At 69.0% G+C, this 26,988-nt stretch carries 24 protein-coding genes; 13 read left to right on the top strand and 11 right to left on the bottom strand.

Translation table 11 applies throughout. The features are described 5' to 3' along the window. Nucleotides 1–67 precede the first annotated feature (67 nt). On the bottom strand, nt 68–1,075 hold the full coding sequence (locus BJQ94_RS10665) for an aldo/keto reductase (RefSeq protein ID WP_265400300.1): 1,008 nt from the start codon (nt 1,073–1,075) through the stop codon (nt 68–70). 230 nt (nt 1,076–1,305) lie between these two features. Here BJQ94_RS10665 and ssb point away from each other — a divergent pair, with 230 nt between their 5' ends. The 4 genes from ssb to BJQ94_RS10645 are packed head-to-tail and all read left to right on the top strand — an operon-like array spanning nt 1,306 to nt 4,572. After that, on the top strand, nt 1,306–1,827 hold the full coding sequence (gene ssb / locus BJQ94_RS10660; protein WP_265400301.1) for a single-stranded DNA-binding protein: 522 nt from the start codon (nt 1,306–1,308) through the stop codon (nt 1,825–1,827). A gap of 46 nt (nt 1,828–1,873) precedes the next feature. Continuing rightward, nucleotides 1,874–2,395 carry a hypothetical protein gene (locus tag BJQ94_RS10655; protein WP_265400302.1) on the top strand — a complete coding sequence of 174 codons (522 nt, stop codon included), beginning with the start codon at nt 1,874–1,876 and terminating at the stop codon, nt 2,393–2,395. A gap of 5 nt (nt 2,396–2,400) precedes the next feature. Then, nucleotides 2,401–4,083, top strand: a complete 1,683-nt coding sequence (ettA, locus tag BJQ94_RS10650; RefSeq protein ID WP_265400303.1) for an energy-dependent translational throttle protein EttA — start codon at nt 2,401–2,403, stop codon at nt 4,081–4,083. A gap of 6 nt (nt 4,084–4,089) precedes the next feature. After that, entirely contained in the window at nt 4,090–4,572 is a 483-nt protein-coding gene (locus BJQ94_RS10645) for a thioesterase family protein (protein WP_265400304.1), read from the top strand. A gap of 91 nt (nt 4,573–4,663) precedes the next feature. Here the strand turns inward: BJQ94_RS10645 and BJQ94_RS10640 are convergent, their stop codons facing one another. Then, nucleotides 4,664–5,092 (bottom strand): Rieske (2Fe-2S) protein, encoded by a 429-nt coding sequence (locus BJQ94_RS10640; RefSeq protein WP_265400305.1) that lies wholly within the window; start codon nt 5,090–5,092, stop codon nt 4,664–4,666. Between the two features lie 93 nt (nt 5,093–5,185). Then, complete coding sequence (locus tag BJQ94_RS10635; RefSeq protein ID WP_265400306.1) at nt 5,186–6,061, bottom strand: acyl-CoA thioesterase II; 876 nt, start codon at nt 6,059–6,061, stop codon at nt 5,186–5,188. Nucleotides 6,062–6,214: 153 nt separating this feature from the next. Between BJQ94_RS10635 and BJQ94_RS10630 the strand changes: the two genes are divergently transcribed. Next, nucleotides 6,215–6,802 carry a hypothetical protein gene (locus tag BJQ94_RS10630; RefSeq protein ID WP_345893437.1) on the top strand — a complete coding sequence of 196 codons (588 nt, stop codon included), beginning with the start codon at nt 6,215–6,217 and terminating at the stop codon, nt 6,800–6,802. 77 nt (nt 6,803–6,879) lie between these two features. On the opposite strand, the gene BJQ94_RS10625 is transcribed toward BJQ94_RS10630, so the two are convergent. The 7 genes from BJQ94_RS10625 to BJQ94_RS10595 form a co-directional block, all read right to left on the bottom strand. Next, complete coding sequence (locus BJQ94_RS10625; protein WP_265400308.1) at nt 6,880–8,586, bottom strand: FAD-binding dehydrogenase; 1,707 nt, start codon at nt 8,584–8,586, stop codon at nt 6,880–6,882. 75 nt (nt 8,587–8,661) lie between these two features. Next, entirely contained in the window at nt 8,662–9,162 is a 501-nt protein-coding gene (locus BJQ94_RS10620; RefSeq protein ID WP_265400309.1) for a globin, read from the bottom strand. Further along, complete coding sequence (locus BJQ94_RS10615; RefSeq protein WP_265400310.1) at nt 9,155–10,597, bottom strand: mechanosensitive ion channel domain-containing protein; 1,443 nt, start codon at nt 10,595–10,597, stop codon at nt 9,155–9,157. The genes BJQ94_RS10620 and BJQ94_RS10615 overlap by 8 nt, the downstream gene beginning before the upstream one ends. Nucleotides 10,598–10,710: 113 nt before the next feature. After that, nucleotides 10,711–13,254, bottom strand: a complete 2,544-nt coding sequence (gene pepN / locus BJQ94_RS10610; protein ID WP_265400311.1) for an aminopeptidase N — start codon at nt 13,252–13,254, stop codon at nt 10,711–10,713. A 141-nt stretch (nt 13,255–13,395) separates the two neighbouring features. Further along, nucleotides 13,396–14,139, bottom strand: a complete 744-nt coding sequence (locus tag BJQ94_RS10605) for an exonuclease domain-containing protein (RefSeq protein ID WP_265400312.1) — start codon at nt 14,137–14,139, stop codon at nt 13,396–13,398. 141 nt (nt 14,140–14,280) lie between these two features. Beyond that, the gene (locus BJQ94_RS10600) at nt 14,281–15,843 is read right to left on the bottom strand and encodes an SDR family oxidoreductase (protein WP_265400313.1); all 1,563 of its coding nucleotides are present in this window, start codon (nt 15,841–15,843) and stop codon (nt 14,281–14,283) included. A 207-nt stretch (nt 15,844–16,050) separates the two neighbouring features. Continuing rightward, nucleotides 16,051–17,628 (bottom strand): MFS transporter, encoded by a 1,578-nt coding sequence (locus BJQ94_RS10595; RefSeq protein ID WP_265400314.1) that lies wholly within the window; start codon nt 17,626–17,628, stop codon nt 16,051–16,053. 283 nt (nt 17,629–17,911) lie between these two features. On the opposite strand from BJQ94_RS10595, the gene BJQ94_RS10590 reads away from it, so the two are divergent. The 7 genes from BJQ94_RS10590 (at nt 17,912) to BJQ94_RS10560 (ending at nt 24,978) form a co-directional block, all read left to right on the top strand. Further along, on the top strand, nt 17,912–18,529 hold the full coding sequence (locus BJQ94_RS10590; RefSeq protein ID WP_265400315.1) for a DsbA family protein: 618 nt from the start codon (nt 17,912–17,914) through the stop codon (nt 18,527–18,529). A gap of 10 nt (nt 18,530–18,539) precedes the next feature. Beyond that, nucleotides 18,540–19,028, top strand: a complete 489-nt coding sequence (locus BJQ94_RS10585) for a ribose-5-phosphate isomerase (protein WP_265400316.1) — start codon at nt 18,540–18,542, stop codon at nt 19,026–19,028. Nucleotides 19,029–19,043: 15 nt separating this feature from the next. Further along, nucleotides 19,044–20,036, top strand: a complete 993-nt coding sequence (locus tag BJQ94_RS10580; RefSeq protein WP_265400317.1) for a DNA-formamidopyrimidine glycosylase family protein — start codon at nt 19,044–19,046, stop codon at nt 20,034–20,036. 125 nt (nt 20,037–20,161) lie between these two features. After that, nucleotides 20,162–20,848, top strand: a complete 687-nt coding sequence (locus BJQ94_RS10575) for an FMN-binding negative transcriptional regulator (protein WP_265400318.1) — start codon at nt 20,162–20,164, stop codon at nt 20,846–20,848. Continuing rightward, nucleotides 20,845–22,350 carry an amidohydrolase family protein gene (locus BJQ94_RS10570; protein ID WP_265400319.1) on the top strand — a complete coding sequence of 502 codons (1,506 nt, stop codon included), beginning with the start codon at nt 20,845–20,847 and terminating at the stop codon, nt 22,348–22,350. The genes BJQ94_RS10575 and BJQ94_RS10570 overlap by 4 nt, the downstream gene beginning before the upstream one ends. A 352-nt stretch (nt 22,351–22,702) precedes the next feature. Beyond that, nucleotides 22,703–24,283, top strand: a complete 1,581-nt coding sequence (locus BJQ94_RS10565; protein WP_265400320.1) for a sensor domain-containing protein — start codon at nt 22,703–22,705, stop codon at nt 24,281–24,283. A 20-nt stretch (nt 24,284–24,303) separates the two neighbouring features. After that, entirely contained in the window at nt 24,304–24,978 is a 675-nt protein-coding gene (locus BJQ94_RS10560) for a response regulator transcription factor (RefSeq protein WP_265400321.1), read from the top strand. A gap of 158 nt (nt 24,979–25,136) precedes the next feature. Here the strand turns inward: BJQ94_RS10560 and BJQ94_RS10555 are convergent, their stop codons facing one another. Continuing rightward, nucleotides 25,137–25,868, bottom strand: coding sequence for a hypothetical protein (locus BJQ94_RS10555; protein WP_265400322.1), 732 nt, complete (start codon nt 25,866–25,868; stop codon nt 25,137–25,139). Nucleotides 25,869–26,001: 133 nt separating this feature from the next. Between BJQ94_RS10555 and BJQ94_RS10550 the strand changes: the two genes are divergently transcribed. Continuing rightward, nucleotides 26,002–26,988 (top strand): L-lactate dehydrogenase, encoded by a 987-nt coding sequence (locus BJQ94_RS10550; protein WP_265400323.1) that lies wholly within the window; start codon nt 26,002–26,004, stop codon nt 26,986–26,988.

Below are 26,988 nucleotides of genomic sequence, written 5' to 3'. Positions count from 1 at the left end.
GCCACCCGCGACCGGTCTGGTCGCGGGTGGCGGGCTCGGCCGGCAGGCCGGGCAGTCGGGACAGGGTTCAGTTCATGCCGGTGCCGTGCACGGCGTACGGCTCGATGCTCGCGATCTCGTCGGCATCGAGAGCCGGCGCCTCGAGAGCGGCGACGGTCTGCTCGAGCTGGCCGATGCTGCTGGCCCCCACCAGCACGCTGGTCACCTGCGGCTGGCGCAGGATCCAGGTGACGGCGAGCTGGGCGAGGGTCTGGCCACGGTCCGCGGCGATGCTGTTCAGGGCACGGGCGCGCTCGAGATAGGTCTCGCTGAGCGAGGTCTCGTTCAGGAACCGGCTCGTGGCCACCCGGGAGTCGGCCGGAACGGAGCCGCCGAGGTAGCGGTCGGTGAGCAGGCCCTGGGCGAGGGGGGAGAACACGATGCTGCCCATGCCGAGCTGGTCGAGCACCGGGAACAGGCCGTCCTCGATGTGGCGGTCGAACATGGAGTAGCGAGGCTGGTGGATCAGCAGGGGGATCTTGTGCTCGGCCAGGGCGGCGTAGGCGGCGACGGTCTGCTCCGGGCTGTAGTTGGAGATGCCGGCGTAGAGCGCCTTGCCGGACTGCACGGCCGTGGCCAGGGCGCCCATGGTCTCCTCGATGGGCGTCTCAGGGTCCGGGCGGTGGGAGTAGAAGATGTCGACATAGTCCAGCCCCAGACGACCCAGGCTCGCATCCAGCGACGACAGCAGGTACTTGCGCGAGCCGAAGTCGCCGTATGGGCCTGCCCACATGTCGTAGCCGGCCTTGCTGGAGATGATCATCTCGTCGCGGTACGGGCGGAAGTCCTCCGCGAAGATGCGGCCGAAGTTGGTCTCGGCCGAGCCGGGAGGCGGGCCGTAATTGTTGGCCAGGTCGAAGTGGGTCACACCCAGGTCGAAGGCCCGGCGCAGGATACCGCGCTGGGTGTCGATGGGGCGTTCGTGGCCGAAATTGTGCCACAGCCCTAAGGAGAGCGCGGGGAGTTTCAGGCCACTCTGCCCGGTTCGGCGGTACGGCATGTCGGAATAACGGTTCTCTGCAGCAGCGAAGGTCATGAAGTCACTCTAGATCCGCGGCTACGCCAGCGGTGCTCCTCCCCAGGGGTGCGCGGGGCGGATTGTGCACACCTGGGGAGGCCGCGTGCACGACGGCCGACGGCGAGGGGAGTCTGGGTAGAGCGCGGCCCCGGGACACGAACCCGGCACGAGGACTGGCCCGGGGTCGCGCGTGCCGCCCGACTGCCACAGCCCGCCCGCCATAGCCTTGTGCCGCCTAGGAGAATCCCGTGACCGACACCATCGCCCTCACCGGCATCGTGGCCACTACGCCGCGCCATCTCGTCACCAGTTCCGGCCTGGCTATCGCCTCGTTCCGGCTGGCCTGCCGCCAGCGCCGTTTCGACAGGGTGCGGAACAGCTGGGTGGACGCAGACACCAATTGGTACACGGTGTCGTGCTTCCGGCAGCTCGCGCACAATGTGGAGGCTTCGGTGAAGAAGGGCGAGCATGTGCTCGTGACCGGGCGGTTGCGCATCCGGGACTGGGAGAACCAGGATCGCTCCGGCACATCGGTGGAAGTGGAGGCCGACGCCGTCGGCCACGATCTGGCCTGGGGAACCACGGCGCTCGTGCGCAGCGCACCGCCCTCGGCCGTCGAACAGCCCGGTGTCGAGCAGCCCGGTGTCGAGCAGCCCAGTGTCGAGCAGCGCGGTGTCGAGCAGCCTGCTGCTGAGCACTCCGCCGGTGAGCAGCCCGCGCCGGCCGTCGCCCTGGCCGCTCAGAGCGAACCGGAAACACAGTCCGCCTAGACTCGACTTCTCGGTCGCAGCGCGCGGCCGCGGGGGAGGACGACGCGTGGCTCGCATTTTCACCGGACAGACCGGACGTCCCCGTTGGGCCGCGACCGGGGCTGCCTGCCTGATCGTGGTCCTCGCCCTGGCCGGCTGTGCCGGCACGGCGGCCACCCCTGCTCCCAGCACGGCGGCCAGCACCACCGAGCCGAGCGCATCAGAGGCCGCACCCAGTCCCACCGAACCGGCCGCGCCGGTGCTCCTGCCCACTGGCACCGCCACCGACAACCTGCCCTACTTCGATTCGGTGATCACCGCGACACTGGCGACGGAGGCGAACCCGCCCGGCCGGACGCTCATCGACGCCCTCGTGGCTGCCGGTTTCGAGAAGGACCACCTGGAAGTCACCGCAGACACGACCACCATGGGCAAGCCCGCCGACTCCATCCAGTTCGCCGTGAAGTTCAACGCGGAGTGCCTGGTCGGCCAGAACGGACCGTCCTCCGGCGGCTTTCACAGCGTCGTCGCCCCCATGCTCGCAACCGGAACGTGTCTCGTCGGAGCCACGCGCCAAATAGACTGGTAAACACTATGGCTGAATTCATTTACTCGATGGTGCGTGCGCGCAAGGCCATTGGCGACAAGCTCATCCTCGACGACGTCACAATGTCGTTCTTCCCCGGAGCCAAGATCGGCGTGGTGGGGCCCAACGGCGCCGGTAAGTCCACGATCCTCAAGATCATGGCCGGGCTCGACACCCCCAGCAACGGTGAGGCCAGGCTCTCGCCCGGATACACCGTGGGCATCCTGATGCAGGAGCCGCAGCTGGACGAGAGCAAGACCGTGCTCGAGAACGTGCAGGAAGGCGTCGGCCCGATCAAGGCCAAGGTCGACAGGTTCAACGAGATCAGCGCCGCGCTGGCCGAGCCCGACGCGGACTTCGACACGCTGCTCGAAGAGATGGGCACCCTCCAGGAGGAGATCGACGCCGCCGACGCCTGGGACCTCGACTCTCAGCTGGAGCAGGCGATGGATGCGCTGCGCACCCCGCCGGGCGACTACTCGGTTGTCGACCTGTCCGGTGGTGAGAAGCGCCGTGTTGCCCTGTGCAAGCTGTTGCTGCAGAAGCCCGACCTGCTCCTCCTCGATGAGCCCACTAACCACCTCGACGCCGAAAGCGTGCTCTGGCTCGAGCAGCACCTCGCCAAGTACCCCGGTGCCGTGCTCGCCGTCACCCACGACCGGTACTTCCTCGACCACGTGGCCGAGTGGATCGCCGAGATCGACCGCGGACACCTGTACCCGTACGAGGGCAACTACTCCACCTACCTGGAGAAGAAGCAGGAACGTCTGCAGGTGCAGGGCAAGAAGGACGCCAAGCTCTCCAAGCGCCTCGCCGAGGAACTCGACTGGGTGCGGTCCAACGCCAAGGGCCGTCAGGCCAAGTCGAAGGCCCGTCTGGCCCGCTACGAGGAGATGGTGAACGAGGCCGAGCGTGGACGCAAGCTCGACTTCGAAGACATCCAGATCCCCGTGGGCCCGCGCCTGGGCGCGCAGGTCATCGACGCCAAGAAGCTCAAGAAGGGCTTCGGCGACCGTGTGCTCGTCGAGGACCTCTCGTTCACGCTGCCGCGCAACGGCATCGTCGGCGTGATCGGCCCGAACGGTGTGGGTAAGACCACGCTGTTCAAGACCATCGTGGGCCTCGAGCCGCTGGATGCCGGTGACCTCAAGATCGGCGAGACCGTCGACATCTCCTATGTCGACCAGACCCGTGGCGGCATCGACCCGAACAAGTCGCTCTGGGAGGTCGTCTCCGACGGCCAGGATTACATCCAGGTCGGCAAGACCGAGGTGCCTTCGCGCGCCTACGTGTCCACCTTCGGCTTCAAGGGCCCCGACCAGCAGAAGAAGGCCGGTGTGCTCTCCGGTGGTGAGCGGAACCGCCTGAACCTGGCCCTCACGCTCAAGCAGGGCGGCAACCTGTTGCTGCTCGACGAACCGACAAACGACCTGGACGTCGAGACGCTCGGTTCGCTCGAGAACGCGCTGCTCGAATTCCCCGGTTGCGCCGTGGTCATCACCCACGACCGGTGGTTCCTCGACCGCATCGCCACGCACATCCTCTCGTATGAGGGCACGGCGGAGGACCCGGGCAACTGGTACTGGTTCGAGGGCAACTTCGAGTCCTACGAGCAGAACAAGATCGAGCGGCTCGGCCCGGATGCGGCCAAGCCGCACCGGTCCGCGTACCGCAAGCTCACCAGGGACTAGTCACCCATGCGGCTGCACGTTCCCATCCGGCTGCGCTGGTCGGATCTCGACGCGTATGCCCACGTCAACAACGCCGAGATGCTGCGCCTCCTCGAGGAGGCGCGCATCCAGGCGTTCTGGTCGAACGACGAGCCGGGCGGGGACCTGCCCGGTACCGGCGAGAGCACCGCTGTGCTCGACGGCCGGCCAGGGGCCGCGACGCTCACGCTGATCGCGCGCCTGGAGATCGAGTACCTCGCACCGATCCCGTACCTGCGCGCGCCCATCGACATCCAGCTGTGGATCGGCAAACTCGGCGGGGCCAGCCTCGACGTCTGCTACGAGGTGTGGAGCCCGGCCGGGCAGGAACCGGCGCAGGTGTTCGCCAGGGCGAGTACCACGATCGTGCTGGTGGATGCGGCGAGCGGCCGCCCTCGCAAGATCAACGAGGTCGAGCGCACAGCCTGGACCCCCTACCTCGGTGCGCCCCTGCTCTTCTCCCGCAAATAGCCCGCCCCCACTTCCGCGAGCCGTGAGTTGGGCCCCGAAAACCTCCGGTTTTCGGGGCCCAACTCACGGCTCGCGTGCTTGAGGGTGTGCGTTAGCCCGCTAGGACTTTGTCACCGTCGAGGGTGACCGCCACGGGTGGGAGAGGTTCGGTGGCCGGGCCCTGGAGCACGGCGCCGGTCGCGGTGTCGAAGAGCGACTGGTGGCACGGGCAGTTCAGGCCCGTCTTCTCCGGCTGCACGATGCAGCCCTGGTGGGTACAGATGGCACTGAAGGCCACGACCTCGCCGGCGGTGGGCTGGGACACGATGATCTGCGCGCCGTCGAACATCACCGCGACGGCGCCGCCGACCGGCACATCCGACAGACGCGCGACCTCGGTGGGCGTGGTGGTGCCGGAATCGCCTCCGGTGCCGGAGCCGCTGCTCGAGGTATTCGGGGCGCAGGCGGCCAGCGCGAGGGCAGTGCCGGCGCTCCCGGCGACCAGCAGGGTGCGACGGGTGAGGGCGGGTGAGTCGGTCATGATGCTCCCGGAGCAGGTGAGGATGACGAGGTGGCGTGCAGCGAGATGCAGTGCAGCGAGATGCAGTGCAGCGACAGTGAGTGCAGCGAGAGCCTAGTCTCTGGGCTTGGGAACCCGCACCATGCCCTCCTGGGCCACTGTGGCCAGCAACAGGCCCTCGCGGCTGTAGATGCTGCCGGTGGAGAGCCCGCGGCCGCCCTGGGCAGAGGGAGAGTCCTGCACGTAGAGCATCCACTCGTCGACCCGGCCGAACCGGTGCCACCACATGGCGTGGTCGAGGCTGGCGACCTTGAGCCCGGGGGTGGCCCAGGCCAGGCCGTGCCGTCGCATCACCGGCTCCATGATCGAGTAATCGCTCACATAGGCCAGCGCGGCGCGGTGCAGGTCGGGGTCGTCGGGGATGGGCTCGAAGGTCTTCATCCAGATCATCTGCTTGCTGGTGTGCTCGCCGTCCACGGTGAGATAGATCGACGAGGGCACGTGCCGCATGTCGAACGGCCGGTCGTTGGCCCAGGCGCGCGCGAAGTCGTGGTCGATGTGGCCGAGGGTGTCGGCTGTGGTCGGCAGCGACTCGGGGTCGGGCAGGTCAGCGGGCATCTCCAGGTGGTGCTCGAGGCCTTCGTCGTCGTCCTGGAACGAGGCGATCATCGACAGGATCGGCACGCCGTTCTGGTAGGCCTGGGTGCGGCGGGTGGAGAACGAGCGGCCGTCGTGGATGCGGTCGACCGAGAACGTGATGGGATGGTTGATGTCGCCAGGGCGCAGGAAGTAGCCGTGCATCGAGTGCACATGCCGTTCGTCGGGCACGGTGCGCATCGCGGCGACGAGGGACTGGGCGAGCACCTGTCCGCCGAAGACGCGGCCCTGCGGCATCCACTGGGACGGACCCGTGAAGATGTCCTCGCTCGTGCGGGCTCCGGTGTCGGTCAGGTCGAGAGCGGCCAGAAGACCCTCCAGCGGTGCGTGCATGCTGCCTCCTTGTTCGAGCTCGGGTCCGGAGACGCCGACGTACCTTGGTAGTTTAGACAGCAGATGAGCCAGTCATTTTCCCTCTCAGATTCCCTGTCCCTCGGTGACCTTCAGGTATACCTTTCGCGTGCCAGCAGGGTGGAGGACGGGTCGGTGCGGCTCGTGTCCGCCGCGGGGGTCCTGGCGGTGTACACCGCGATCCTGTACCCGCGTGGTCTGCTGGACTCGAGCCCCACCGTGCTCGGGCTGCGCACCTTCGCGCTCACCGAACCGGTTGAGCTCGATGTCGTCGTTCCGGTGCGGTCGCTTCTCGATCGGCTGCTGCGCCTCGAGGCGGCCGTGACCGATGTGGAGGCGCCTGTGACGGTGACCGTTCCGCTGCAGGTGTCCTCGGTCACCTGGGCGGGCATCACGCCGCCACGGGGCGGCTGGAAGCCGCAGGGCAGCGCTCCTGCCGCGGTGCTCGAGGCGGCAGCGCACGCGGGTATCGCCGAGGTCGCATCGGTCATTCCCACGGGTACGGGCGAGCAGATCGTGCAGCGGGTGCGCTCCGAGGTCTGGGGCCGGCCGATCGACGCGCTCGACTTCGTGCCGTCCGGCGCGGGCTTCGCCGCGGTGAGCCTCGGCTTCCTGTCGGCCGATGAGCCGGTGCAGCTCTTCGAGACCGGTCCCTGGACCCGCCTGAGCACCTCTCGCGGACACATCCTCGTGCGCCGCAAGCCCTGGAGCCTGCAGGCCTAACCGCCCGTCACCTCTCGCGAGCCGTGAGTTCGGCCCCGAAAACTCGGGGTTTTCGGGGCTCAGGTCACGGCTCGCGGCTACAGGGCGGCGGCGACGGCCCGGCCTGCCATGCGGCCGGAGAAGAGGCAGCCGCCGAGGAACGTGCCTTCGAGGGCACGGTAGCCGTGCACTCCGCCGCCACCGAAGCCGGATGCCTCACCGGCCGCATACAGGCCGGGCACCGGGTGGCCGTCGGCGCCGAGCGCCCGGGCCGAGAGGTCCGTCTCGATGCCGCCGAGGCTCTTGCGGGTGAGCAGGTGCAGCTTCACGGCGATGAGTGGCCCGTGGGCCCGATCCAGCAGCTTGTGCGGACTTGCGACCCGGATCAGCCTGTCGCCGCGGTAGTGCCGCGCCTGGCGGATCGCGGTGATCTGGGCATCCTTGCCGAAGTCGTTGTCGAGGGCGCGGTCGCGGGCGAGCACCTCGCGCTCCACCTGCGCGGCGTCGATGCGCACCTCGGGGGAGCGCTGCTGCATACCGGCGATCAGCTGGTGCAGGGTGTCGGCCACGACGAAGTCCTCGCCCTTGCTCTTGAACGCCTCAACCGGCCCTGGAGCGCCCGGAGCGACCCGTTTCGCGAGCAGCCGGAGGTCCTTGCCGGTGAGGTCGGGGTTCTGCTCACTACCGGAGAGCGCGAACTCCTTCTCGATGATCTTCTGGGTGAGAATGAACCAGCTGTGCTGGTAGCCGGTCTTCAGCAGGTACTCCATGGTGCCGAGAGTGTCGAAACCGGGAAACAGCGGCGCGGGCAGCCGCGTGCCGGTGGCGTCCAGCCAGAGCGACGACGGCCCGGGCAGGATGCGGATGCCGTGCCGGGCCCAGACCGGGTCCCAGTTGACGATGCCCTCCGTGTAGTGCCACATGCGGTCGCCGTTGATGAGCCTGGCACCCGCAGCCTCGGTGATGCCGAGCATCCGGCCGTCGACGTGGGCGGGCACACCGGAGAGCAGCTGGGCGGGTGCGGCGCCGAGCCGGGCCGGCCACTGGGCGCGCACCAGGTCGTGGTTGCCGCCGATGCCACCACTGGTGACGATCACCGCGGATGCCCGCAATTCGAATTCGCCCACGACCTCGCGGCTGCTGGCCTGCCCGCGACCGGCCGAGCTCGGGGCGAGCACACTGCCGCGCACACCCACCACGGCTCCGGTGGGGGCGGACCCTGCTGTAGCCTCCACGATCAGCTCGTCGACCTGGTGCCGGTGCAGGGCCGTGACCAGGCCGGCGCGCACCCCCTCCCGCACCCGGGTGATGAACGGTTCGAGAATGGCCGGACCGGTGCCCCAGACGATATGGAAGCGGGGCACCGAGTTGCCGTGCTGCAGCGCCGTGTAGCCGCCGCGTTCGGCCCAGCCGACCACGGGGAAGAAGCCCACGCCGCGTTCCCGCAGCCAGGCCCGCTTCTCGCCGGCGGCGAAGTTGAGGTACGCCTCGGCCCAGCGGGTGGGCCAATAATCCTCGGTGCGGTCGAAACCGGCGCTCGCGAACCAGTCCTGCCGGGCGAGCTCGAGGGAGTCCTTCACGCCCATCCGACGCTGTTCGGGGGAGTCCACCAGGAACAGCCCGCCGAAGGACCACCAGGCCTGCCCGCCAAGCGAGGCAGCGGGCTCCTGATCGACGAGCAGAACCCGTTTGCCGGCATCCACCAGCTCGGCCGTTGCGACCAGGCCCGCCAACCCCGCGCCCACCACGATCACGTCAGCGGATGTCGGATTCTGCGTGGGCAGGCCGGGGCGGGTTGGGCTCATGTTGACTCCATTGTCAGTGAGGCGGGTGTGCCAGTGAGGCGGGTGTGCCAGTGAGGCGGATCGTGCGGGCCGAGCTTACTCGTCGAAGGTGTTGACCATAGCGTGCGCGGCCCGCTCGAGGTAGTCCCAGAGCGTGGCGCGCTGCAACGGGGGCAGCTCGCAGGAGTCCACGGCGGCCTTCATGTGCAGCAGCCAGCGGTCGCGGGCATCCGGGTTCACCTTGAACGGCTGGTGCCGCTGGCGCAGACGCGGGTGGCCACGCTGCTCGCTGTAGGTGCCTGGGCCGCCCCAGTACTGCTCGAGGAATCCGGTGAGCCGCTCGGCAGCGGGGCCCAGGTCCTCTTCCGGATACATCGGCTTGAGCACGGGGTCGCCGGCCACGCCGCGGTAGAACTCGGCGACGAGCTTCTCGAAGAACGGCCGGCCTCCCACGTCCTGATAGAACGACGGGCCGAGTGACGCGCCGTTCTCGCCCGAGCGGAGGTGCACACCGGACGGGCCGGTCACGGGGATGAGAACGGGGCCCTGGGCGGATGCGGGCTGGCTGGTCGGTTCGGCGGCCTGCGGATCAGTCATTGGTGTCTCCATCACGGGGTGTGGCCTGGTCGGGCCGCGGGTCTGTCTTCGGGGCGGCCTCGGCGTCGGCCGAGGCGCCGGCCGGCTTCTCGATCGGGCGGGTGCGGGGCTTGGCGGGCTGCTTCGTGGCGGGCTTCACGGGCGGGGCTGCCGACTCCGCCGCCGTTCCGGCTGCAGTCTCGGCTGCCGTGTCCGACGGCGCAGGCTCGGGCGCAGCTTCCTGAACCGGCAGGTGCACGGTGCGGGGTGAGCGCGGCGCCTGGTTGCGGGCGATCGACGGGATGCGGGTGGTGGGACGCACGGCGGCCTCCGCGGCCTGTGGTGCCGCCGGGCTGGCCGAGCCGGCCGGCGCGGTCGGGGCCTTGGCGGCCCGGGGTGTTGCCGGGTGCGGCGCGGCCGGCGCGGCCGGGGCTGCGGCCGCTGCGGCAGCTTCTGCGGCCTTCTGGGCCCGGGTCTTGCGCGGAGCCTTCTTCGCCGGCGGCGCGATCACCGGAAGCGGGGTGGTGCGTGGCGGTCGGGCGCCCTGCACGCTCGCGGCGCCCTCGAAGCCGGTGAGCACGATGCTGGTCAAAGATGGCAGCTGCACGCCCATGGCATCCAGCGCCTTCTTGAGCCGCAGGCGCAGTTCGCGGGCCACGTCGTCCTTGGCCGTGGTGCGGGTCTTGATCACGATGCGGATGACAATGGCATCCTCGGAGATCGACTCCAGGCCCCAGATCTCGGGCTTCTCCAGCACCCGGGAGCGCCACTTGGTATTGGTGGCCATCTCCACGGCCACGCGCAGCATCTCGGCCTGAACGGCGTCGACATCGGTCTTGTACGGCACGGCGAGGTCGATGATCACGCGGGCCCAGCCCTGCGACATGTTGCCCACCCGCAGGATCTCCCCGTTGCGCACGAACCAGAGGGTGCCGTTCACGTCGCGTACCTGGGTGATGCGGATGCCGACGGCTTCGACCACACCCGTCGCCGGTCCCAGGTCCACGACGTCGCCGACGCCGAGCTGGTCCTCCATCACCATGAACAGCCCGTTGAGCACGTCCTTGACGATGTTCTGGGCGCCGAAACCGAGGCCGGCGCCGAGGGCGGCGGTGAGGAGGGCGAACGAGGTGAGGATACTCGTGTCGATAGCATTCACGCTCAGCAGCACGGCCACGACAACGACGACCACGTTCACAATGTTGGTGAGTACCGAGCCGAGCGTGCGGGTGCGTTGCACGGTGCGCACAGCAGAGAGCGGTGAGACGTTCAGCGCCTGGGTGTCTTCGACGTTTTGGGTCTTCTTAACCCCGGAGACGATTTGGTTGACCACCCGGTGGATCACAAACAACAGCACCCAGCGCGCGGCGAACGCGAAGATGACGATGATGGCGATCTGGACGATGTCCCACTCGAGAACTTTGTTGACTGTTGTGAAGAATGTGTCCCATGTCATAGCCCGCCCAGTCTACCGAGCGGCGACTCCGGCCTTCCTGAAGGCACAACGACGATGGCGCCGCACGTTCCTTGCGGAACGGTGCGGCGCCAGCTGGGCTGCGTCGGGAGGTGTTACTCCTTGTCGCGGGCCTGCACGCGGAGGGAACGCTCCACGCCGGCCAGGTTTTCCACCACGAGGCGACGCAGGGCGGCGGGCTCCTGGTTGGCGTCCAGCCAGGCGCGGGTGGCGTCCACCAGGGCCTGGTTCGACAGCGGCGACGGGTAGAGGCCCACGATGAGCTTCTCCGCGATGGAGTAGCTCCGCTCGGCCCAGACCTTCTGCAGAACGTCGAAGTACTGGCTCACGAACGGCTCGAGCAGGCTGGAGTCGTGCGCCCGCAGGAACCCGGCCGCGGTGACCCGCACGATGGTGTTCGGTGCGGTGTCCACATCGATGAGCGACGACCAGGCGGCCTGCTTGCCCTCGATGGTGGGGATGGCGGCGCGCACGTTCGCGGCCGACTGAGCGCCGGTGGCGGTGTTGTCGGCGGCCAGCGCCGCATCGATCTCCGCGGCTCCGGCCTCTCCGCCGGCGACGAGTGCGCCGAGCAGCTCCCAGCTCAGGTCGGTGTCGATCTCCAGGCCCGGCAGTGCGAACGAGCCGGTGCGGAGGCCCGCGATGGCAGCCAGCTGGGCCGGCGTCTCGGCGACGGAGGCGAAGAACTTGACGAACTGGAACTGGGCATCGCTGCCGGCCTCCGCGCCCTGGGCCAGGGTCCAGAGCGTGTCACCGACGGCGGCGACGGTGGCGTCGCGGTGCTCCGGCGCCACGTAGTACTGCGCGGCGAGCGACACCTGACCCAGAACCGTGCGCAACGTCGTGGACTCGGTCTCGGTGGCGATGTTTCCCAGAACCAGCTTGACGAAGTCGCGCGGGGAGGTCTCGGCGTCGCGGGTGGCATCCCAGACGGAACCCCAGACCAGTGAACGGGCGAGCGGGCTCTCGATCGCGGCGAGGTGCTCGAGCGCCACGGCGTGCGAGGCGGGGTCGAGGCGAACCTTGGCGTAGGCGAGGTCGTCATCGTTGAGCAGGATCAGGTCGGCGCGGGTGCGGCCGACGAGCTGCGGCACATCCGTCTGGGCGCCGTCGACGTCGAGCTCGACGCGGTGGGTGCGCACCAGAGCGCCGTCGACGAGGTCATAGAACCCGATCGCCAGGCGGTGCGGGCGGATGGTGGGGTAGTCCGCCGTGGCGGTCTGCAGCACGGCGAACGCGGTGATGACACCGGCCTCGTCGACCTCGATCTGCGGGCGCAGCGTGTTGACGCCGGCAGTCTCGAGCCACAGGGCGGCCCAGTCGCTGAGGTCGCGGCCGGACGCGGCCTCGAGCTCCACGAGCAGGTCGCGCAGCTCGGTGTTGCCCCAGGCGTGCTTCTTGAAGTAGGAGGCGACGCCGGTGAAGAACGCGTCGATGCCGACCCAGGCGACGAGCTGCTTGAGCACCGAGCCGCCCTTGGCGTAGGTGATGCCGTCGAAGTTCACCTGCACGTCTTCGAGGTCGGTGATGGTGGCCACAACAGGGTGGGTGGAGGGCAGCTGGTCCTGGCGGTATGCCCAGCTCTTCTCCATCGCGGCGAAGGTGGTCCACGCTTCGGTCCACTCGGTGGCCTCTGCGGTGGCGATGGTAGAGGCCCACTCGGCGAACGACTCGTTCAGCCACAGGTCGTTCCACCACTTCATGGTGACCAGGTCGCCGAACCACATGTGGGCCAGCTCGTGCAGGATGGTCACGACGCGGCGTTCCTTGATGGCGTCGGTCACCTTGGAGCGGAAGACGTAGGTCTCGGTGAAGGTGACCGCGCCTGCGTTCTCCATCGCGCCGGCGTTGAACTCCGGCACGAACATCTGGTCGTACTTGTCGAACGGGTAGGGGAAGTCGAACTTCTCTTCGTAGTACGCGAAGCCCTGCCGGGTCTTCTCGAAGATGTAGTCGGCATCCAGGTACTCGAACAGGCTCTTGCGGCTGAACAGGCCCAGCGGGATGACCCGGCCGTCGCTGGAGGTGAGCTCGCTGCGCACCACGGCGTACGGGCCGGCCACGAGCGCGGTGATGTAGCTGGAAATGGTGTGGGTGGGGGCGAACGCCCAGGTCTTGTTGCCGTCGCCGGCGTCGGTGGGCTCAGGTGTGGCCGAGTTGGAGATGACCTCCCAGGCGCCGGGCGCTGTGACCGTGAAGCTGAAGACGGCCTTGAGGTCAGGCTGCTCGAAGACCGCGAAGACGCGGCGGGAGTCGGGTACCTCGAACTGGCTGTAGAGGTAGACCTCGTTGTCGACGGGGTCGACGAAGCGGTGCAGGCCCTCGCCGGTGTTCGTGTACGCGGCGTCGGCGACGACGGTGAGCACGTTCGAGGCTTGCAGGCCGTCGAGCTGGATGCGGATGCCGTCGCTGACGACGGCCGGGTCGAGCTCGACGCCGTTGAGGGTGACGCTGTGCACGGTCTCGGTGATCGCGTCGATGAAGGTCGAACTGCCGGCCACGGCGCCGAAGGCGACGGTGGTGGTGCTGGCGAAGGTCGTGGGACCGGTCGTCAGGTCAAGGGTGACGTCGTAACTGGTCACCGTGACGAGCGCCGCGCGCTCCTGGGCTTCGATCCTGGTGAGGTTTTCTCCGGGCAACGGTATTCTCCATCTTCGTTTCGCGCGAGCGCTTCTGGCGCTTCCGCATAGAGAACAAGCCTAGCCATGAATCAGCCGATGGCGCGGGGACCGGCCCGGTGCCGGCTACCCGGCGGGCGTCCGGGTGGGCGACAGCGCAGGCTACAGGGCGGGAACGGGGGCGACGGCGCGGTCGCTGCCGACCCGGATAGGCCAGGCTCCGTCGATCACGATGAGGTCGTCGCCCTTGGACTTGCGCAGGTAGGACTGGAAGCTCGCGGCTTGTTCCAACGCCCAGTCGATCTGCCGGTTGTGCAGGGAGTGCAGGTCGGACTCCTCGGTCTTGGCCAGCAAGGCCCAGCAGACCCGGCCCGTGGCGACGGCATCCGCCTCGGCGTCGTGGGCGCCCTCGAGCAGCACGCCGTAGTATTCGGCGGTGGCCACCAGGGTGCGCTTGCCCTTGCGGTACTTGTCGATGGCCTTGTCGATCACGTAGGGGTCGAGCACCGGACCGAAGTCGGTGATCGGCTCCAGGCCGTAGCGGCGGGCCTCGGCGTTGAGCATGGACAGGTCGAAGCTGGCGTTGTAGGCCACGATCGGGCGGCCGCCCGCGATGCTGCGGCGCAGCACGGTGAGCATCTCGGCGATCGCGGTGGCCGGGTCGACCCCGTCGCGCTGGGCGACCTCGTCGGTGATGCCGTGGATGGCGGAGGCGCCCTCCGGGATGGGGATTCCCGGGTTGACGAGCCAGCTGTACGAGCCGTTCACCTGGCCGTCGCGCATGACGCGGCCGATGAAGCAGGTGACGATGCGGTCCTCGTCGGTGTTGACGCCGGTTGTCTCCAGGTCGAAGACACAGAGCGAGGCGATGTCGGTGATGGCGATCTTCGCGGTTGATGTCTGCACGCTCAAAACCCTAACGGCCACCCCCGACACTTCCCGTCAGGCGCCCGGGAGTGCCGCGCATCTCTCCCGCGCATCTCTCGCGAGCCGTGAGCTTTACCCCGAAAATCGTGAGTTTTCGGGGCTTTCCTCACGGCTCGCGAGTTACCAGGTGCTGGGGTTGTAGTCCTTGAGGAAGACGCCGTGGATGTCTTCGCCCTGCTCGCCGCGCACGATGGGGTCGTAGACGCGCGCGGCACCGTCGACCAGGTCGAGCGGGGCATGGAAGCCCTCCTCGGCGAGGCGGATCTTGGTCGGGTGCGGGCGCTCGTCGGTGATCCAGCCGGTGTCGACGCTGGTCATCAGGATGCCGTCCGAGAGCATTTCCTTGGCGCTGGTGCGGGTGAGCATGTTCAGCGCGGCCTTGGCCATATTGGTGTGCGGGTGGCCTGGGCCCTTGTAACCGCGGCCGAACACGCCTTCCATCGCCGAGACGTTCACGATGTAGGTGCGCCGGGCGTCGGATGCGGCCATTGAGGCGCGCAGCCGGCTCACCAGCAGGAACGGGGCCGTGGTGTTGCACAGCTGCACCTCGAGCATCTCCAGCGGGTCCACATCTTCGACGTTGGCGGTCCAGCTGTTCTCCTCGTGCAGGTCGGGCACCAGGCCGCCCGCGTCGATCGCGGTGCCGGCGGCCAGGCGGGCCAGCGACGAGGACCCGGGCGCCAGGGCCAGCGCGGTGAGGTCGTCGGCCGTGAGGGCCGCGCCGGTGGCCGCGGCGGCGAGGATCGGGTGGCTCGCCACGGAGGCGGCCAGCGCGGTGGGGTGCGCGTCGTTGGTGTGCCCGAACGAGACGATCTCGGGCAGCTCGCCCTCCGGCAGCGGCGACGACTCGGCCTCCACCAGCGGAGAGTACGAGCCGGGGGAGCGACGCACGGTCTGGGCGGCGTTGTTGATCAGGATGTCCAGCGGTCCCTGCGCCGCGACGGAGTCGGCCAGGCCGATCACCTGCGCCGGGTCACGCAGGTCGATGCCCACCACCCGGAGGCGGTGCAGCCAGTCCTTGGAGTCCGGCATGGCGCTGAACCGGCGCACAGCGTCGCGGGGGAACCGGGTGGTGATGGTGGTGTGCGCGCCGTCGCGGAGCAGCCGCAGGGCGATGTACATGCCGATCTTGGCGCGGCCGCCGGTGAGCAGCGCGCGTCGGCCGGTGAGGTCGGTGCGGGCATCCCGCTTGCTGTGGCTCATTGCCGCGCAGCTCGGGCAGAGCTGGTGGTAGAACGCATCCACCAGGGTGTACTTCTGCTTGCAGATGTAACAGGCGCGCGGCACGAGCAGCTCGCCGGCGGAGGCCCGGTCGGTGCCGAGCCGCAGCTGGGCGCCGATGGTCTCGTCGTCGATGCGGGTGGGGGCGCCCGTGGCGGTGGCCGCGATGACCTCGCGGTCGGCATCCGCGATCAGCTGGCGCTTCTCGTGCCTGCGCACGGTCTTGACCGACTTGAACATCTTGGCGGTGGCCTGGCGCACGGTGACGAAGTCGGGGTCGTCGGGATCGATGGTGGCCAGCGACGCGAGAACGCGCAGCGCAACCTCGAGGTCGTGCGGGTCGATCGCGGGTGCGGCGGAAGCGGAAGCGGGTGCGGCGGCTGCGGATGCGGCGTCGGCTGAGACGGTATCAGGGGAGACGGCATCGGCGGGCGTGCTCTGCGGGTGTTGCTCGGTGGTCATCAGAGAATTCTACGACGAGCCATCCGTGCCCAGCCAGACAACTGTGGCCGGTGCGGACAATTGGTCCCGGTGTGCGGGGTGCAATTGTCCGCACCGGCCACAGTTCCTCGGATCGAGGACCCTCCGGGACAGCGGGAGGGGGCGGTGCGGGTGGAGCTGCGGTGCGGGTGGAGCTGCGGTGCGGTTGGAGCTGCGGTGCGGGTGGAGCTAGACCTTGGCGGGCTCTTCGTCGGCTTCGGCAGCCTTGAGCGCAGTGAGGTCCATCGACGAGGTCGGCGGCTCATAGGTGGCGTCGAAGGGCATCTCGTCGTGGTCGAGCAGCGGGTTCTCGAACTGGCCGGCGACGAGCTCGTGGGCCTCTTCCACCGTGTCCACGCTCGGCATGGAGCCGGGCAGCGGGCGGTTGGCCGATTCCTTGAGCCAGAAGATGCTGATCGCGCCGATGAACGAGGTGGCCATCAGGTAGTAGGCCGGCATCATGTCGTTGCCGGTGCCCGCGATGAGCGCCGCAATGATGAACGGCGTCGTGCCACCGAAGATGGCGACAGCGAAGTTGTACGCGATGCCCATGGCACCGTAGCGGCTGGCGGTGGGGAACAGTGCCGGCAGCGCGGAGGCCAGGTTGGCGACGTAGAACGTCACCGGGAAGGCGATCAGGGCCAGGCCCAGCAGAGTGGTGAAGATCGTACCGACACCGATGAGCATGAATGCGGGGATCGACAGCACCACGGCGCTGATCGAACCGATCCAGAGCACCGGGCGGCGACCGATCTTGTCGGAGAGACGACCGGTGAGCGGGATGCAGCAGGCCATGATCACGAGGATCGGGATGGTCAGCAGGGTTCCGTGCAGCTCGTCATACCCCATGGTGCTGGTGAGGTAGGTGGGCATGTACGACGTGAGGGCATACCCGACGGTGTTCGCTGCGGCGACGAGGATCATCGCGAGCAGGATGCCGCGCCAGTAGTTCTTGAAGATCGCGAGCGGTCCCTTGGGGATGCTGTCGTCCTCGACGAAGTCGGGGTTCTTGGAGTTGACCTCCTGGGCGTCCAGGCTGGCCTGGAACGCGGGGGACTCCTCGATCTTCATGCGGAAGTAGATGGCGATGAGGCCCAGGGGTCCGGCGAGCAGGAACGGCAGACGCCAGCCCCACTCCTCCATGGCCGCCTGGCCGAGGGTGACCTGCAGGATCGACACGAGTGCCGCACCCATCGCGAAGCCGAGGTAGCTGCCCATATCGAGGAAGCTGGCGAGGAAGCCGCGGTTCTTATCCGGGGCGTGCTCGCTGACGAAGGTGGTGGCGCCGGCGTACTCGCCGCCGGTGGAGAATCCCTGAACGAGCTTGGTCAACACCAGCAGAGCGGCGGCCCAGATTCCGATCTGGGCGTAGCCGGGCAGGATGCCGACGACGAACGTCGAAGCGGCCATGATCATCAGGGTCATGGCGAGAACCTTCTGGCGGCCGATCTTGTCGCCGAGCCAGCCGAAGAAGACTCCGCCGAGCGGGCGGGCGATGAAGGTGGCGGCGAAGGTGCCGAGCAGGAAGAGGGTCTGCACGGTCGGGTCGGCCTCGGGGAGGAAGACCGGGCCCATGGTGGTGATCAGGTAGCCGAAGACTCCGACGTCGTACCATTCCATGGTGTTTCCGACGATCGTGCCGCCGAGCGCCTTGCGGAGCATGGGGGTGTCGACGACGTTCACGTCGGACACCTTCAGCCGGCGTCGGAGCAGCGGCTTCTTAAGCTTCTTGACGGTGCGTTCCGCACCATTCGTTACGTTTGACATGTGTCACTTTCTGACAGTAGAGATGCCTCTTGTGGAGGTCATGACATGACTCTTGCGCAGGCACGTCAGTCCTCGAGTGGAGGTCGTGAGATGCCTCAGATGGAGGTCATGTGCCCCGGATGCGGGGCCGCCCCTCAGTGGGCATAAGACTCAATTTTAGCGCAAAATAGCCCAGAATCAGGCATTTTGTTTTCGATAGCGGGTCTGGACAGGGCTTTAGCCGGGTTTCGAGTGTGCTCGGAATGCGGCATTTCGGGACCTTCGACTCACTTAGGCTGGACCGATGAGCGACTCTGTGACCTTCTGGTTCGACCCCTCCTGCCCCTGGGCCTGGATGACTTCTCGTTGGGTGGACGAGGTGAGTGAATTGCGTGGTTTCGAGGTGAACTGGCAGGTGATGAGCCTGGCCGTCCTGAACGAGAACACCGACGTTTCCGAGGAGTACCGGGCGTTCTTCCCCCGGGCCCTCAAATACACCCGCCTGGTGCAGGCCGCACAGGAGCTGCACGGTCAGGAGACCGTGAAGGCGTTGTACGACGCGCTGGGCACGCGCATCCACCACGAGGGCAACTCGGATGCCGATTCCGTGATTCCCGCGGCGCTCGCCGAGGTGGGCCTTCCGGCCGATTTCGCCCGCTACGCGCTGAGCGACGAGTTCGACGTGCAGATGCGCTCGAGCCACTTCGACGGCATCAACCGGGTGGGCCAGGATGTCGGCACCCCCGTCATCGCCGTGAACGACGTCGCTTTCTTCGGCCCGGTCATCTCGCCGGCGCCGACCGGCGATGCGGCCGTGGCCCTGTGGGACGGCGTGGTGGCCGTGGCCAGCTACGACGGCTTCTTCGAGATCAAGCGCAGCCGCACCCGCGACCCGATCTTCGCGCCCGCGCTCACTAAATAGACTGCTATTCATGCGCATCCATATCGCCACAGACCACGCCGGCCTCGATTTCAGCCAGCACCTGATCAGCCACCTGAGTGCGAACGGTCACGAGGTCATCGACCACGGGCCCACCAGCTATGACCCGCTCGACGACTACCCGGCGTTCTGCATCAGTGCGGCCGCGGCCGTCGTCGCCGACCAGGCCGCAGGGGTCGAGGCGCTCGGCGTGGTGTTCGGCGGGTCGGGCAACGGCGAGCAGATCGCAGCGAACAAGGTGCACGGCGTGCGCGCCGCGCTGGTCTGGAACCAGTCGACGGCCACGCTCGCCCGCGAGCACAACAACGCGAACGTCATCGCGATCGGCGCCCGCCAGCACCCCATCGAGGACGTCTCCGGGTTCATCGACACGTTCATCGCAACCCCGTTCCCCGGCGAGGAGCGCCACCAGCGCCGCATCCTGCAGCTGGCCGAGTACGAGGCCACCGGCACCATCGCCGGCACCGTCCTGGGCAACTGAAAACGGGGCGCCGTCGTGCCAGAAGGTCATTCCGTCCACCGCATCACCCGGCAGTTCGCGCGTAACTTCGTGGGCCGCCGGGTGGCGCTGTCGAGCCCGCAGGGCCGGTTCGCGGCCGGCGCCGCGCAGCTGAACGGTCATGTCATGACGGATGCCCGCGCCGTGGGCAAGCAGATGTTCCTCGAGTTCGACAACGGGCTCTGGTTGCGGGTGCACCTGGGCATGTACGGAGCCTGGGACTTCGCGGGCGACATCGTGATGGACGCCACCATCGCCTCGAGCAACGGCCGGATGGGCCAGACCAACCAGCGCGGCACCGACCTGGCCGCGGCACCGGTGCTCGACTCCGCGGGCGAGAACTCGATGCACAGCATCGGAGCGCCCCGGCGCACCCGGGTGCGGATGGCCGAGCAGGAGAAGGAGATCGACCAGCTGGACACCTTCCCGCCCGAGCCCGTCGGCCAGGTGCGGGTGCGCCTGCTCACCGACACCGTCTCGGCCGACCTGCGCGGCCCCACCGCCTGCGAGGTGCTCGACCCGGCCCAGGTGGAGGCCGTCATGAACCGGCTCGGCCCCGACCCGCAGCTCGACGACAGCCCAGAGGCCGAACAGCGGTTCGTCGACGTCGTGCGCAAGAAACCCACCCGCATCGGCCTGCTCCTGATGGACCAGTCCGTCGTCAGCGGCATCGGCAACGTCTACCGGGCCGAGCTGCTGTTCCGCGCGAAAATCAACCCGCACGCCCCGGGCAAGTCCCTCAGCGAGGAGAGCCTGCGCGCCCTCTGGCGGGACTGGGCGCACCTGCTGCACATCGGCGTCGCGACCGGCCAGATGATGACCATGGACGACCTCGACGACGACGCCTACGTGCTCGCCATGAAGAACCGGGCCGACCGACACTGGGTCTACAAGCGCGAAGGCCTGCCGTGCCGAGTCTGCGGCACCCACATCACCCTCGAGGAGATGGGCGCGCGCAAGCTCTACTGGTGCCCGCGCTGCCAGGCCTGAGCCGACAGACCTGACCTGCAGCGACGACCGACTCCGCCGCATCCGCTGCACCACCCGCTCAACTGCCCGCTGAATTGCCCGCTGAACCGCCCGCTGAACCCGGCCCACACCCAGGAGCGTTCCCCGTGAGAGACAACCCCAGCTTCGCGCTCGACCAGGTCGACGAGGTGCGCCGACTCATCCAGGAGCACCCCTGGGTCACCCTGGTGAGCCACACCGATGCCGGTGACCTCGTCGCCTCGCACTACCCGGTGATCCTCGACCCGGCGGCCGCCGACGACGAGATCGTGCTGCTCAGCCACGTCGGCCGGCCCGACGAGACGCTGCACGAACTTGGCCGGCACGCCCTGCTCGTCATCGTGCAGGGTCCGCACGGCTACATCTCACCCGGCTGGTACGACGCCAGTCCCGCCGTTCCCACCTGGAACTTCGTCAGCGCGCACCTGCACGGCACCCCGGAAATACTCAGCGACGTCGAGAACCTGCGGGTGCTGGCCGCCCTGGTCGACTACTTCGAAGACCGCATGCCCGAGCCCCGGCGTATGAACGGCACCCTGGCGAACGCCGACTACGCCGCCCGTATTGTCTCCGGCACCGTCGGCTTCCGCCTGCGGGTGACCCGCTTCACGGCCAAGGAGAAGATGAGCCAGAACAAGCCGGCCGAGACCGTCGCCCGCATCATCACCGAACTCGAGGGCAGCGGGCCGTACGCGAGCCCGGCGCTGGCCGAGCGGATGCGCCGGGTGCACGGCAGCGCAGCGGAACAGAGCGCATCAGCACCCAGCATCTCGGCGGACGGGCTCGCCGAATGAGCCTGGTGCTGCGCAACGGCCGGCTGCCCGGCAGCGACGACCTCGTCGACGTGCGCATCGACGGCGGCCGGATCACCTCGATCGGCTACCTCCCGCCCGCCGACGACCACGCGCCGGCGACCAGGACCGTCGACCTCGCCGAGCGCTGGATCATCCCCGGGCTCTGGGACAACCACGTACACTTCAGCCAGTGGGCGCAGACCTCCAGGCGGCTCGACGTCTCGGCGGCCACGAGCGCGCACGCCGCCGCCCAGCTGGTGGCGGAGCGGCTCGCGGCCCTGGCCGCGCTGCCGGGTGCCGGCGACCACACCGGACCCGGGCACGACAGGCTCGTCGGCTTCGGCTTCCGGGACGGACTGTGGCCGGATGCGCCGAGCCGCACCCTGCTCGACGCGGCCACCGGCGCGGTTCCGGTGGTGCTCGTCAGCGGCGACCTGCACAGCTGCTGGCTCAACTCCGCGGCGCTGGCCGTCTACGGGTTCGCCGGCCACCAGACCGGGTTACTCCGGGAGGACGACGCCTTCGCGGTGGAGCGGGCCATCGACAATGTGCCGGACGCCGACCTCGACGCCTGGGCGCACGAGGCCGCACGTGCCGCCGCCGCCCGCGGTGTGGTGGGCATCGTCGACCTCGAGATGACCTGGAACCTCGACGTCTGGACGCGCCGGATGGCCGCCGGACAGAACTCGCTGCGAGTCGACTTCGGCCTGTACACCCACCACCTCGACGATGCCGTCGCGCAGGGCCTGACAAGCGGACAGACCATCGACGGCACCGGAGGTCTGCTCACGGTGGGCCCGTACAAGGTGATCACGGACGGGTCGCTGAACACCCGCACGGCGTACTGCTTCGACGCCTACCCCGGTGTCACCGGCGAGCACGCCCACGGCATGCTCACGGTGCCGGCCGACGAACTCGAGGCGCAGATGCGCCGGGCCTGGGCCGCGGGCATCCGCCCGGCCGTGCACGCCATCGGTGACCAGGCCAACAGCCTCGCCCTCGACGCCTTCGAGGCCGTGGGCTGCGCCGGCAGCATCGAGCACGCCCAGTTGCTCACCGCAGCGGATGTGGCCAGGTTCGCCCGTCTGGGCGTCACGGCCAGCGTGCAGCCAGAACACGCCCTCGATGACCGCGACGTGGCCGACCGGTACTGGGCCGGCCGCACGGAGAGGGCGTTCAGGCTGGCCGACCTGCTGGCCGCCGGCGTGCACCTCGCCCTCGGCTCCGACGCCCCGGTTGCCCCGCTCGATCCGTGGCTGGCCATCTCGGCCGCCGTCGGCCGCAGCCGAGGAGACCGCGCCGCGTGGCACCCCGACCAGGCGATCTCCCGGCAGGCCGCACTGGCGGCATCCGCCCGCGGCCGGCACACGATCTCGGCGGGTCAGGTGGCCGACCTCGCGATCTGCGAGATCGACCCCTTCGTCGCCTCCGTCGCCGACCTGCGCCGGATGCCCGTGGCCGCGACGCTGCTCGGCGGCCGGTTCACGCACAGCGCCCTCTGACCGTCCCCGCAGGCTGCTCGAGCCGGTCGAGACCCCGTGACGTGCGCGTATGGCGTGCCCCGCACGTTGGTCGAGCCTGTCGAGACCCCGTGACGTGCGCGTATGGCGTGCCCCGCACGTTGGTCGAGCCTGTCGAGACCCCGTGACGTGTCTCGAGGCCGGCTCACCGGGTCTCGACAAGCTCGACCAACGGAATGGGCGCGGTCTGCGGGCACGCTCGCCGACACTGGCCACTGGTCGAGTTCAACACTTCGTGACGTGCGCGGGTGTCGTGCCCGCGGGGGATAACCCCCGAGTCGATCCGGCGGCTGGGGGGATGGGCGGTGGGCGGCGGCCCGGCGAGGCTGGAACCATGACGAACGACACCCTGCCCCCAGCCGGCGCCGAGAGCGCCACCGACACCGGTGCCACCACCGACGCCCCGATCTCTGCCACGCTGGGCTTCGTGCAACCCGACAACATCCCCGCTGGCGCGACCGCTGAGCCCTCGACCGCTGAGCCCTCGACCGCTGCGCCGTCCACCACGGAGCCCGCCGCCGGGTCCGCCGGTCGTGCCCCCGTCGATCCCGGCGCCGCCGGCGCCGGCCGTGGCTACCTCGGCCTGTGGGCGCGCACGCCCAGAGAACTGGGCTTCCTGCTGCCCACCCTGCCCGTGGTCATCGTTGCATTCACCGTGCTGGTCACCCTGTTCTCCACCGGCGTCAGCCTCGTGGCCCTGTTCGTGGGCCTGTTCATCGTGGTGGCCGCCCTCTACGCCGCCAGGGGGTTCGGCGTCGTCGAACTCACCCGGTTGCGGTGGGCCGGCCAGCCCGCGATCGCCGCGCCGCAGTGGACGCCCCGCGGCGAGCCCGCGACGCCGCTGCGCACCATCCTGGGCCCGCTGGTCTCGCTGCGCTACTGGCTCTACCTGATGCACGGCATGATCGTGAACTTCATCGTGGGTGTCGCCACCTGGTCGATCGCCATCGTCTGGGTGTCGGGGGCCCTCGGCGGCCTCACCTACTGGATGTGGAGCTGGTCGCTGCCGGTCGACAACGACTCCGTGGGCCTCTACGGCCTGTGGGCGGGAGTCTATGGCTCGGGCAGCGTGCAGAACCTTGCCGCCGAGAACCTCGTGAACGCCGCCACCGGCCTGTTCTTCCTGGTCACCCTCCCGTTCGTCACTCGCGCGCTGGTGCTGGCCCACCAGGGCATCGCCCGCGGGATGCTCGGCGCCTGGTCGTCCGAGGCGCTGCAGCGCGAGGTCGCCGATCTCAGCGCCTCCCGCGGTGCCGCCGTGTCGGCCGAGGACCAGTCGCTGCGCCGGCTCGAGCGCGACATCCACGACGGCCCGCAGCAGCGCCTCGTGCGCCTGCAGATGGACCTGGCCAGTGCCGAGCGCCGTCTCGACGACGACCCGGAGGCCGCCCGCCGGCTGCTGGTCGAAGCCCGCGAGCAGGCCAGGGACACCCTCGAGGAACTGCGGGCGTTGTCCCGCGGCCTGGTGCCGCCGATCCTGCAGGACCGTGGCCTGATCGTGGCCCTGGAGTCGCTCGCGGCCCGCAGCACCGTGCCGGTGCGGCTGGAACTGCTGGTCGACCGTGAGCTGCGACTGCCCTCGGAGATCGAGCGCAGCGCCTACTTCATCGCCTCCGAACTGCTCACCAATGTGGCCAAGCACGCCGGGGCCACCGGCATCCGCCTGCACCTCGAACTGCGCCGCATCCCGGAGGACGACTCGACCTGGCTGGATCTCTGGGTGATCGACAACGGCCGGGGCGGCGCGGTGCTGCGGGATGGCCACGGCCTGGCGGGTCTGGACGAACGCCTGCGCGGCCTGCGCGGGGTGCTCTCGGTGCGCAGCCCCGACGGTGGCCCCACCGCAGTGGGCGCGCACATTCCCCTGGTGAGCGACCTGGGCAGTTCGCTCGGCAGTTCGCTCGCCCGGCCGTGAGTGCGCCCTATCCTGAACGGGTGAGCACACTCCAACGTCCAGACCGACCGGTGCCGTTGCGTCTGGTGCTCGCCGAGGATTCGGTGCTACTGCGGGAGGGCCTGGTGCGGCTGTTCGCCGAGGCCGGTTTCGACACCATCGCCGCCTACGGCGACGCCGACAGTCTGCTCGCCGAGGTAGACGCACTGCGACCCGACCTGGCCGTGCTCGATGTGCGGATGCCGCCCACCTTCCGCGACGAGGGTGTGCGGGCGGCCATCGAGCTGCGCCGCCGGCTGCCGGGCATCGGCATCCTGCTGCTCAGCCAGTACGTCGAGGGCACCTACGTGCAGGAGCTGCTCGCGTCGGGCGAGGGCGGCCTGGGCTACCTGCTCAAGGACCGGGTGGCCTCGCTCGACGAGCTGCAGGATGCCGTCGCCCGGGTGAGCGCCGGCGGCACCGTGCTCGATCCGCAGGTGGTGCGCGAGCTGCTCGCCCGGCGCACCAACCCGCTCGCGGCGCTCACCCCGCGGGAGCGGGACGTGCTCGGCCTGATGGCCGAGGGCCGCACCAACGTGGGCATCGCCGAGCGGCTCGTGATCGGGGTGGGCGCCGTGGAGAAGAACGTCACGGCGATCTTCTCCAAGCTCGGCCTGGACGACACCGGCTCTGACCACCGGCGGGTGCTCGCCGTGCTGGCGTTCCTGCAGGGCTAGCCTGCCCGCGTCCGGCGCGCATCCCGGCTCCTACTCCTCGCGACTTGCCGCAAACTGCCCCTTCAGCGCTCCTGAAGGGGGTCTTTGCCCGAAGTCGGCGCACGCGGGGCGCCGTGCGCATCCGCTGTTCGCAACTAGTGGTCGGATCAGGCAGCCGGTCAGGCGGCCGGCCCGTCGGCCGGGGGAGAGGGGAACAGGGGCGTGTAGCGCCGCCAGAGGCCGAGATACCGGTTGCCGCCCACCGCGACCGAGCCGACCAGGAAGCACAGCCCGCCGACGACGGAGATCGCGACACTCGTCCACAGCGGCAGGGCCAGGCCCAGCGTGATTCCGGCCAGCAACAGGCCGAGCAGGGTGGAGTTGACCGCGATGATGAACACCATGCTGCTGCCCAGAATCTGGCTGAGGTTGCGCGGCCGGTCGCCGAGAAAGTAGTAGGTGGTCTGCGAGCCGCGGATGTCGTCGAAGCGGGACGCCATGAGAAACGGCTCCACGCCGGGGTCGAGCTCCACGTAGGCAGCCCGCAACCGGTTCATCGCCAGCACATAGGCCAGGTCCTCCATGCTGACGTTGGTCACCCGCACCTGGGTGAGGATGCCCACCAGCAGGATGATGCTCAACACCGTGAGCGCGAAACCGGGGAATCCCTCGTCGAAGTCGGTGGCCTGCCCGGCCAGGGCCAGGCTCACCAGCCCGGCTGACACCAGGTAGAGGAACATGCTGATGCGGGTGAGCACCTCGCCCTGGGTGGTGCTGCGCGAGGCCAGCAGGCTCCAGTGCTCTGTGGCCAGCAACTGCGCGCGCACCGCGGGCGGAACGCCGGGTCTCGGCTCTGCGGACCCCGGCTCCTCGGGTCTCGGCGCTGTCGACGCCGGCTCGTCGTCGGGCATGCAGCCATAGTGGCCCGCATCCGCCACGCCGCACAGTACCGACCGCACAGTACCGACCGCACAGTGCCAACCGCACAGTGCCCGGGGGCCGCTCGGTACCAAGGGCCCGATCAGGATGGAGGACACTAGGACCATGAGCGTGATTGAGAACTCCAAACTGGCCATCGTCGGTGCCGGCGCCGTGGGAACATCCCTGGCGTATGCGGCCCTGATCCGGGAATCCGCCCGCGAGGTGGCCCTGTACGACATCAACTCGGCCAAGGTCGCCGCCGAGGTGCTCGACCTCGCGCACGGCACCCAGTTCACCGGCGCCTCCAGGGTCACCGGCGGCGACGACCTCGACGTGGTGAGCGACGCCAACGTCGTGGTGATCACCGCCGGTGCGCGCCAGCACCCGGGCCAGTCCCGCCTCGAGATGGCCGGCGTCAATGTGGAGATCCTCCGCGACCTGATGCCCAAGCTCGTCGAGCGCGCCCCCGACGCCATCTTCGTGCTCGTCACCAACCCCGTCGACGTGCTCGCCGTGGCCGCCCAGCAGTTCAGCGGGCTGCCGCCGGCCCGGGTCTTCGGCTCCGGCACCGTGCTCGACTCCTCCCGGCTGCGCTGGATGCTCTCCGAGCGGGTCGGCGTGGCGATCAGCAATGTGCACGCCCTCATCGTGGGCGAACACGGCGACTCCGAGTTCCCGCTCTGGTCGCAGGCCCGTATCGGCCCGATCTCCCTGGCCGACTGGATGCTCTCCCGCGGCGCCGCAGGATCGACGTCGTCGCCCGGGGCGGTGCCGTTCACCGAGGCCGAATTCGAGTCGATCGCCGAGGAGGTCAAGAACGCCGCCTACAAGGTGATCGAGGGCAAGGGTGCCACCAACTACGCCATCGGGCTCTCCGGCGCCCGCATCGTGGAGGCCGTGCTGCGCGACGAAGGTGCGATCCTGCCGGTGAGTTCGGTGCTCACCGACTACCGCGGCGTCAGCGGCGTGGCCCTGTCCGTGCCCAGCGTGATCGACGCCAGCGGGATCGCCCGCGTCATCGACGTGCCCTTCTCCGCCAAGGAGCAGGCTCTCTTCGAACACTCAGCAGCCACGCTGCGCGCCTCACTCGACACCCTCGGATTGGCCTGA

This window comes from Cryobacterium sp. SO2, assembly GCF_026151165.2.
GTDB lineage: Bacteria > Actinomycetota > Actinomycetes > Actinomycetales > Microbacteriaceae > Cryobacterium.
Note: the sequence above shows the minus strand (reverse complement) of the source record. Positions and strands in the feature narration are given on the sequence as shown.

Bases quoted from the DNA above. Each gene is read 5' to 3' on its own strand.
- BJQ94_RS10665 (WP_265400300.1), bottom strand. From the start codon at position 1,075: ATGACCTTCGCTGCTGCAGAGAACCGTTATTCCGACATGCCGTACCGC.
- ettA (WP_265400303.1), top strand. From the start codon at position 2,401: ATGGCTGAATTCATTTACTCGATGGTGCGTGCGCGCAAGGCCATTGGC.
- BJQ94_RS10645 (WP_265400304.1), top strand. From the start codon at position 4,090: ATGCGGCTGCACGTTCCCATCCGGCTGCGCTGGTCGGATCTCGACGCG.
- BJQ94_RS10640 (WP_265400305.1), bottom strand. From the start codon at position 5,092: ATGACCGACTCACCCGCCCTCACCCGTCGCACCCTGCTGGTCGCCGGG.
- BJQ94_RS10635 (WP_265400306.1), bottom strand. From the start codon at position 6,061: ATGCACGCACCGCTGGAGGGTCTTCTGGCCGCTCTCGACCTGACCGAC.
- BJQ94_RS10625 (WP_265400308.1), bottom strand. From the start codon at position 8,586: ATGAGCCCAACCCGCCCCGGCCTGCCCACGCAGAATCCGACATCCGCT.
- BJQ94_RS10620 (WP_265400309.1), bottom strand. From the start codon at position 9,162: ATGACTGATCCGCAGGCCGCCGAACCGACCAGCCAGCCCGCATCCGCC.
- BJQ94_RS10615 (WP_265400310.1), bottom strand. From the start codon at position 10,597: ATGACATGGGACACATTCTTCACAACAGTCAACAAAGTTCTCGAGTGG.
- BJQ94_RS10600 (WP_265400313.1), bottom strand. From the start codon at position 15,843: ATGACCACCGAGCAACACCCGCAGAGCACGCCCGCCGATGCCGTCTCC.
- BJQ94_RS10595 (WP_265400314.1), bottom strand. From the start codon at position 17,628: ATGTCAAACGTAACGAATGGTGCGGAACGCACCGTCAAGAAGCTTAAG.
- BJQ94_RS10590 (WP_265400315.1), top strand. From the start codon at position 17,912: ATGAGCGACTCTGTGACCTTCTGGTTCGACCCCTCCTGCCCCTGGGCC.
- BJQ94_RS10585 (WP_265400316.1), top strand. From the start codon at position 18,540: ATGCGCATCCATATCGCCACAGACCACGCCGGCCTCGATTTCAGCCAG.
- BJQ94_RS10570 (WP_265400319.1), top strand. From the start codon at position 20,845: ATGAGCCTGGTGCTGCGCAACGGCCGGCTGCCCGGCAGCGACGACCTC.
- BJQ94_RS10565 (WP_265400320.1), top strand. From the start codon at position 22,703: ATGACGAACGACACCCTGCCCCCAGCCGGCGCCGAGAGCGCCACCGAC.
- BJQ94_RS10555 (WP_265400322.1), bottom strand. From the start codon at position 25,868: ATGCCCGACGACGAGCCGGCGTCGACAGCGCCGAGACCCGAGGAGCCG.
- BJQ94_RS10550 (WP_265400323.1), top strand. From the start codon at position 26,002: ATGAGCGTGATTGAGAACTCCAAACTGGCCATCGTCGGTGCCGGCGCC.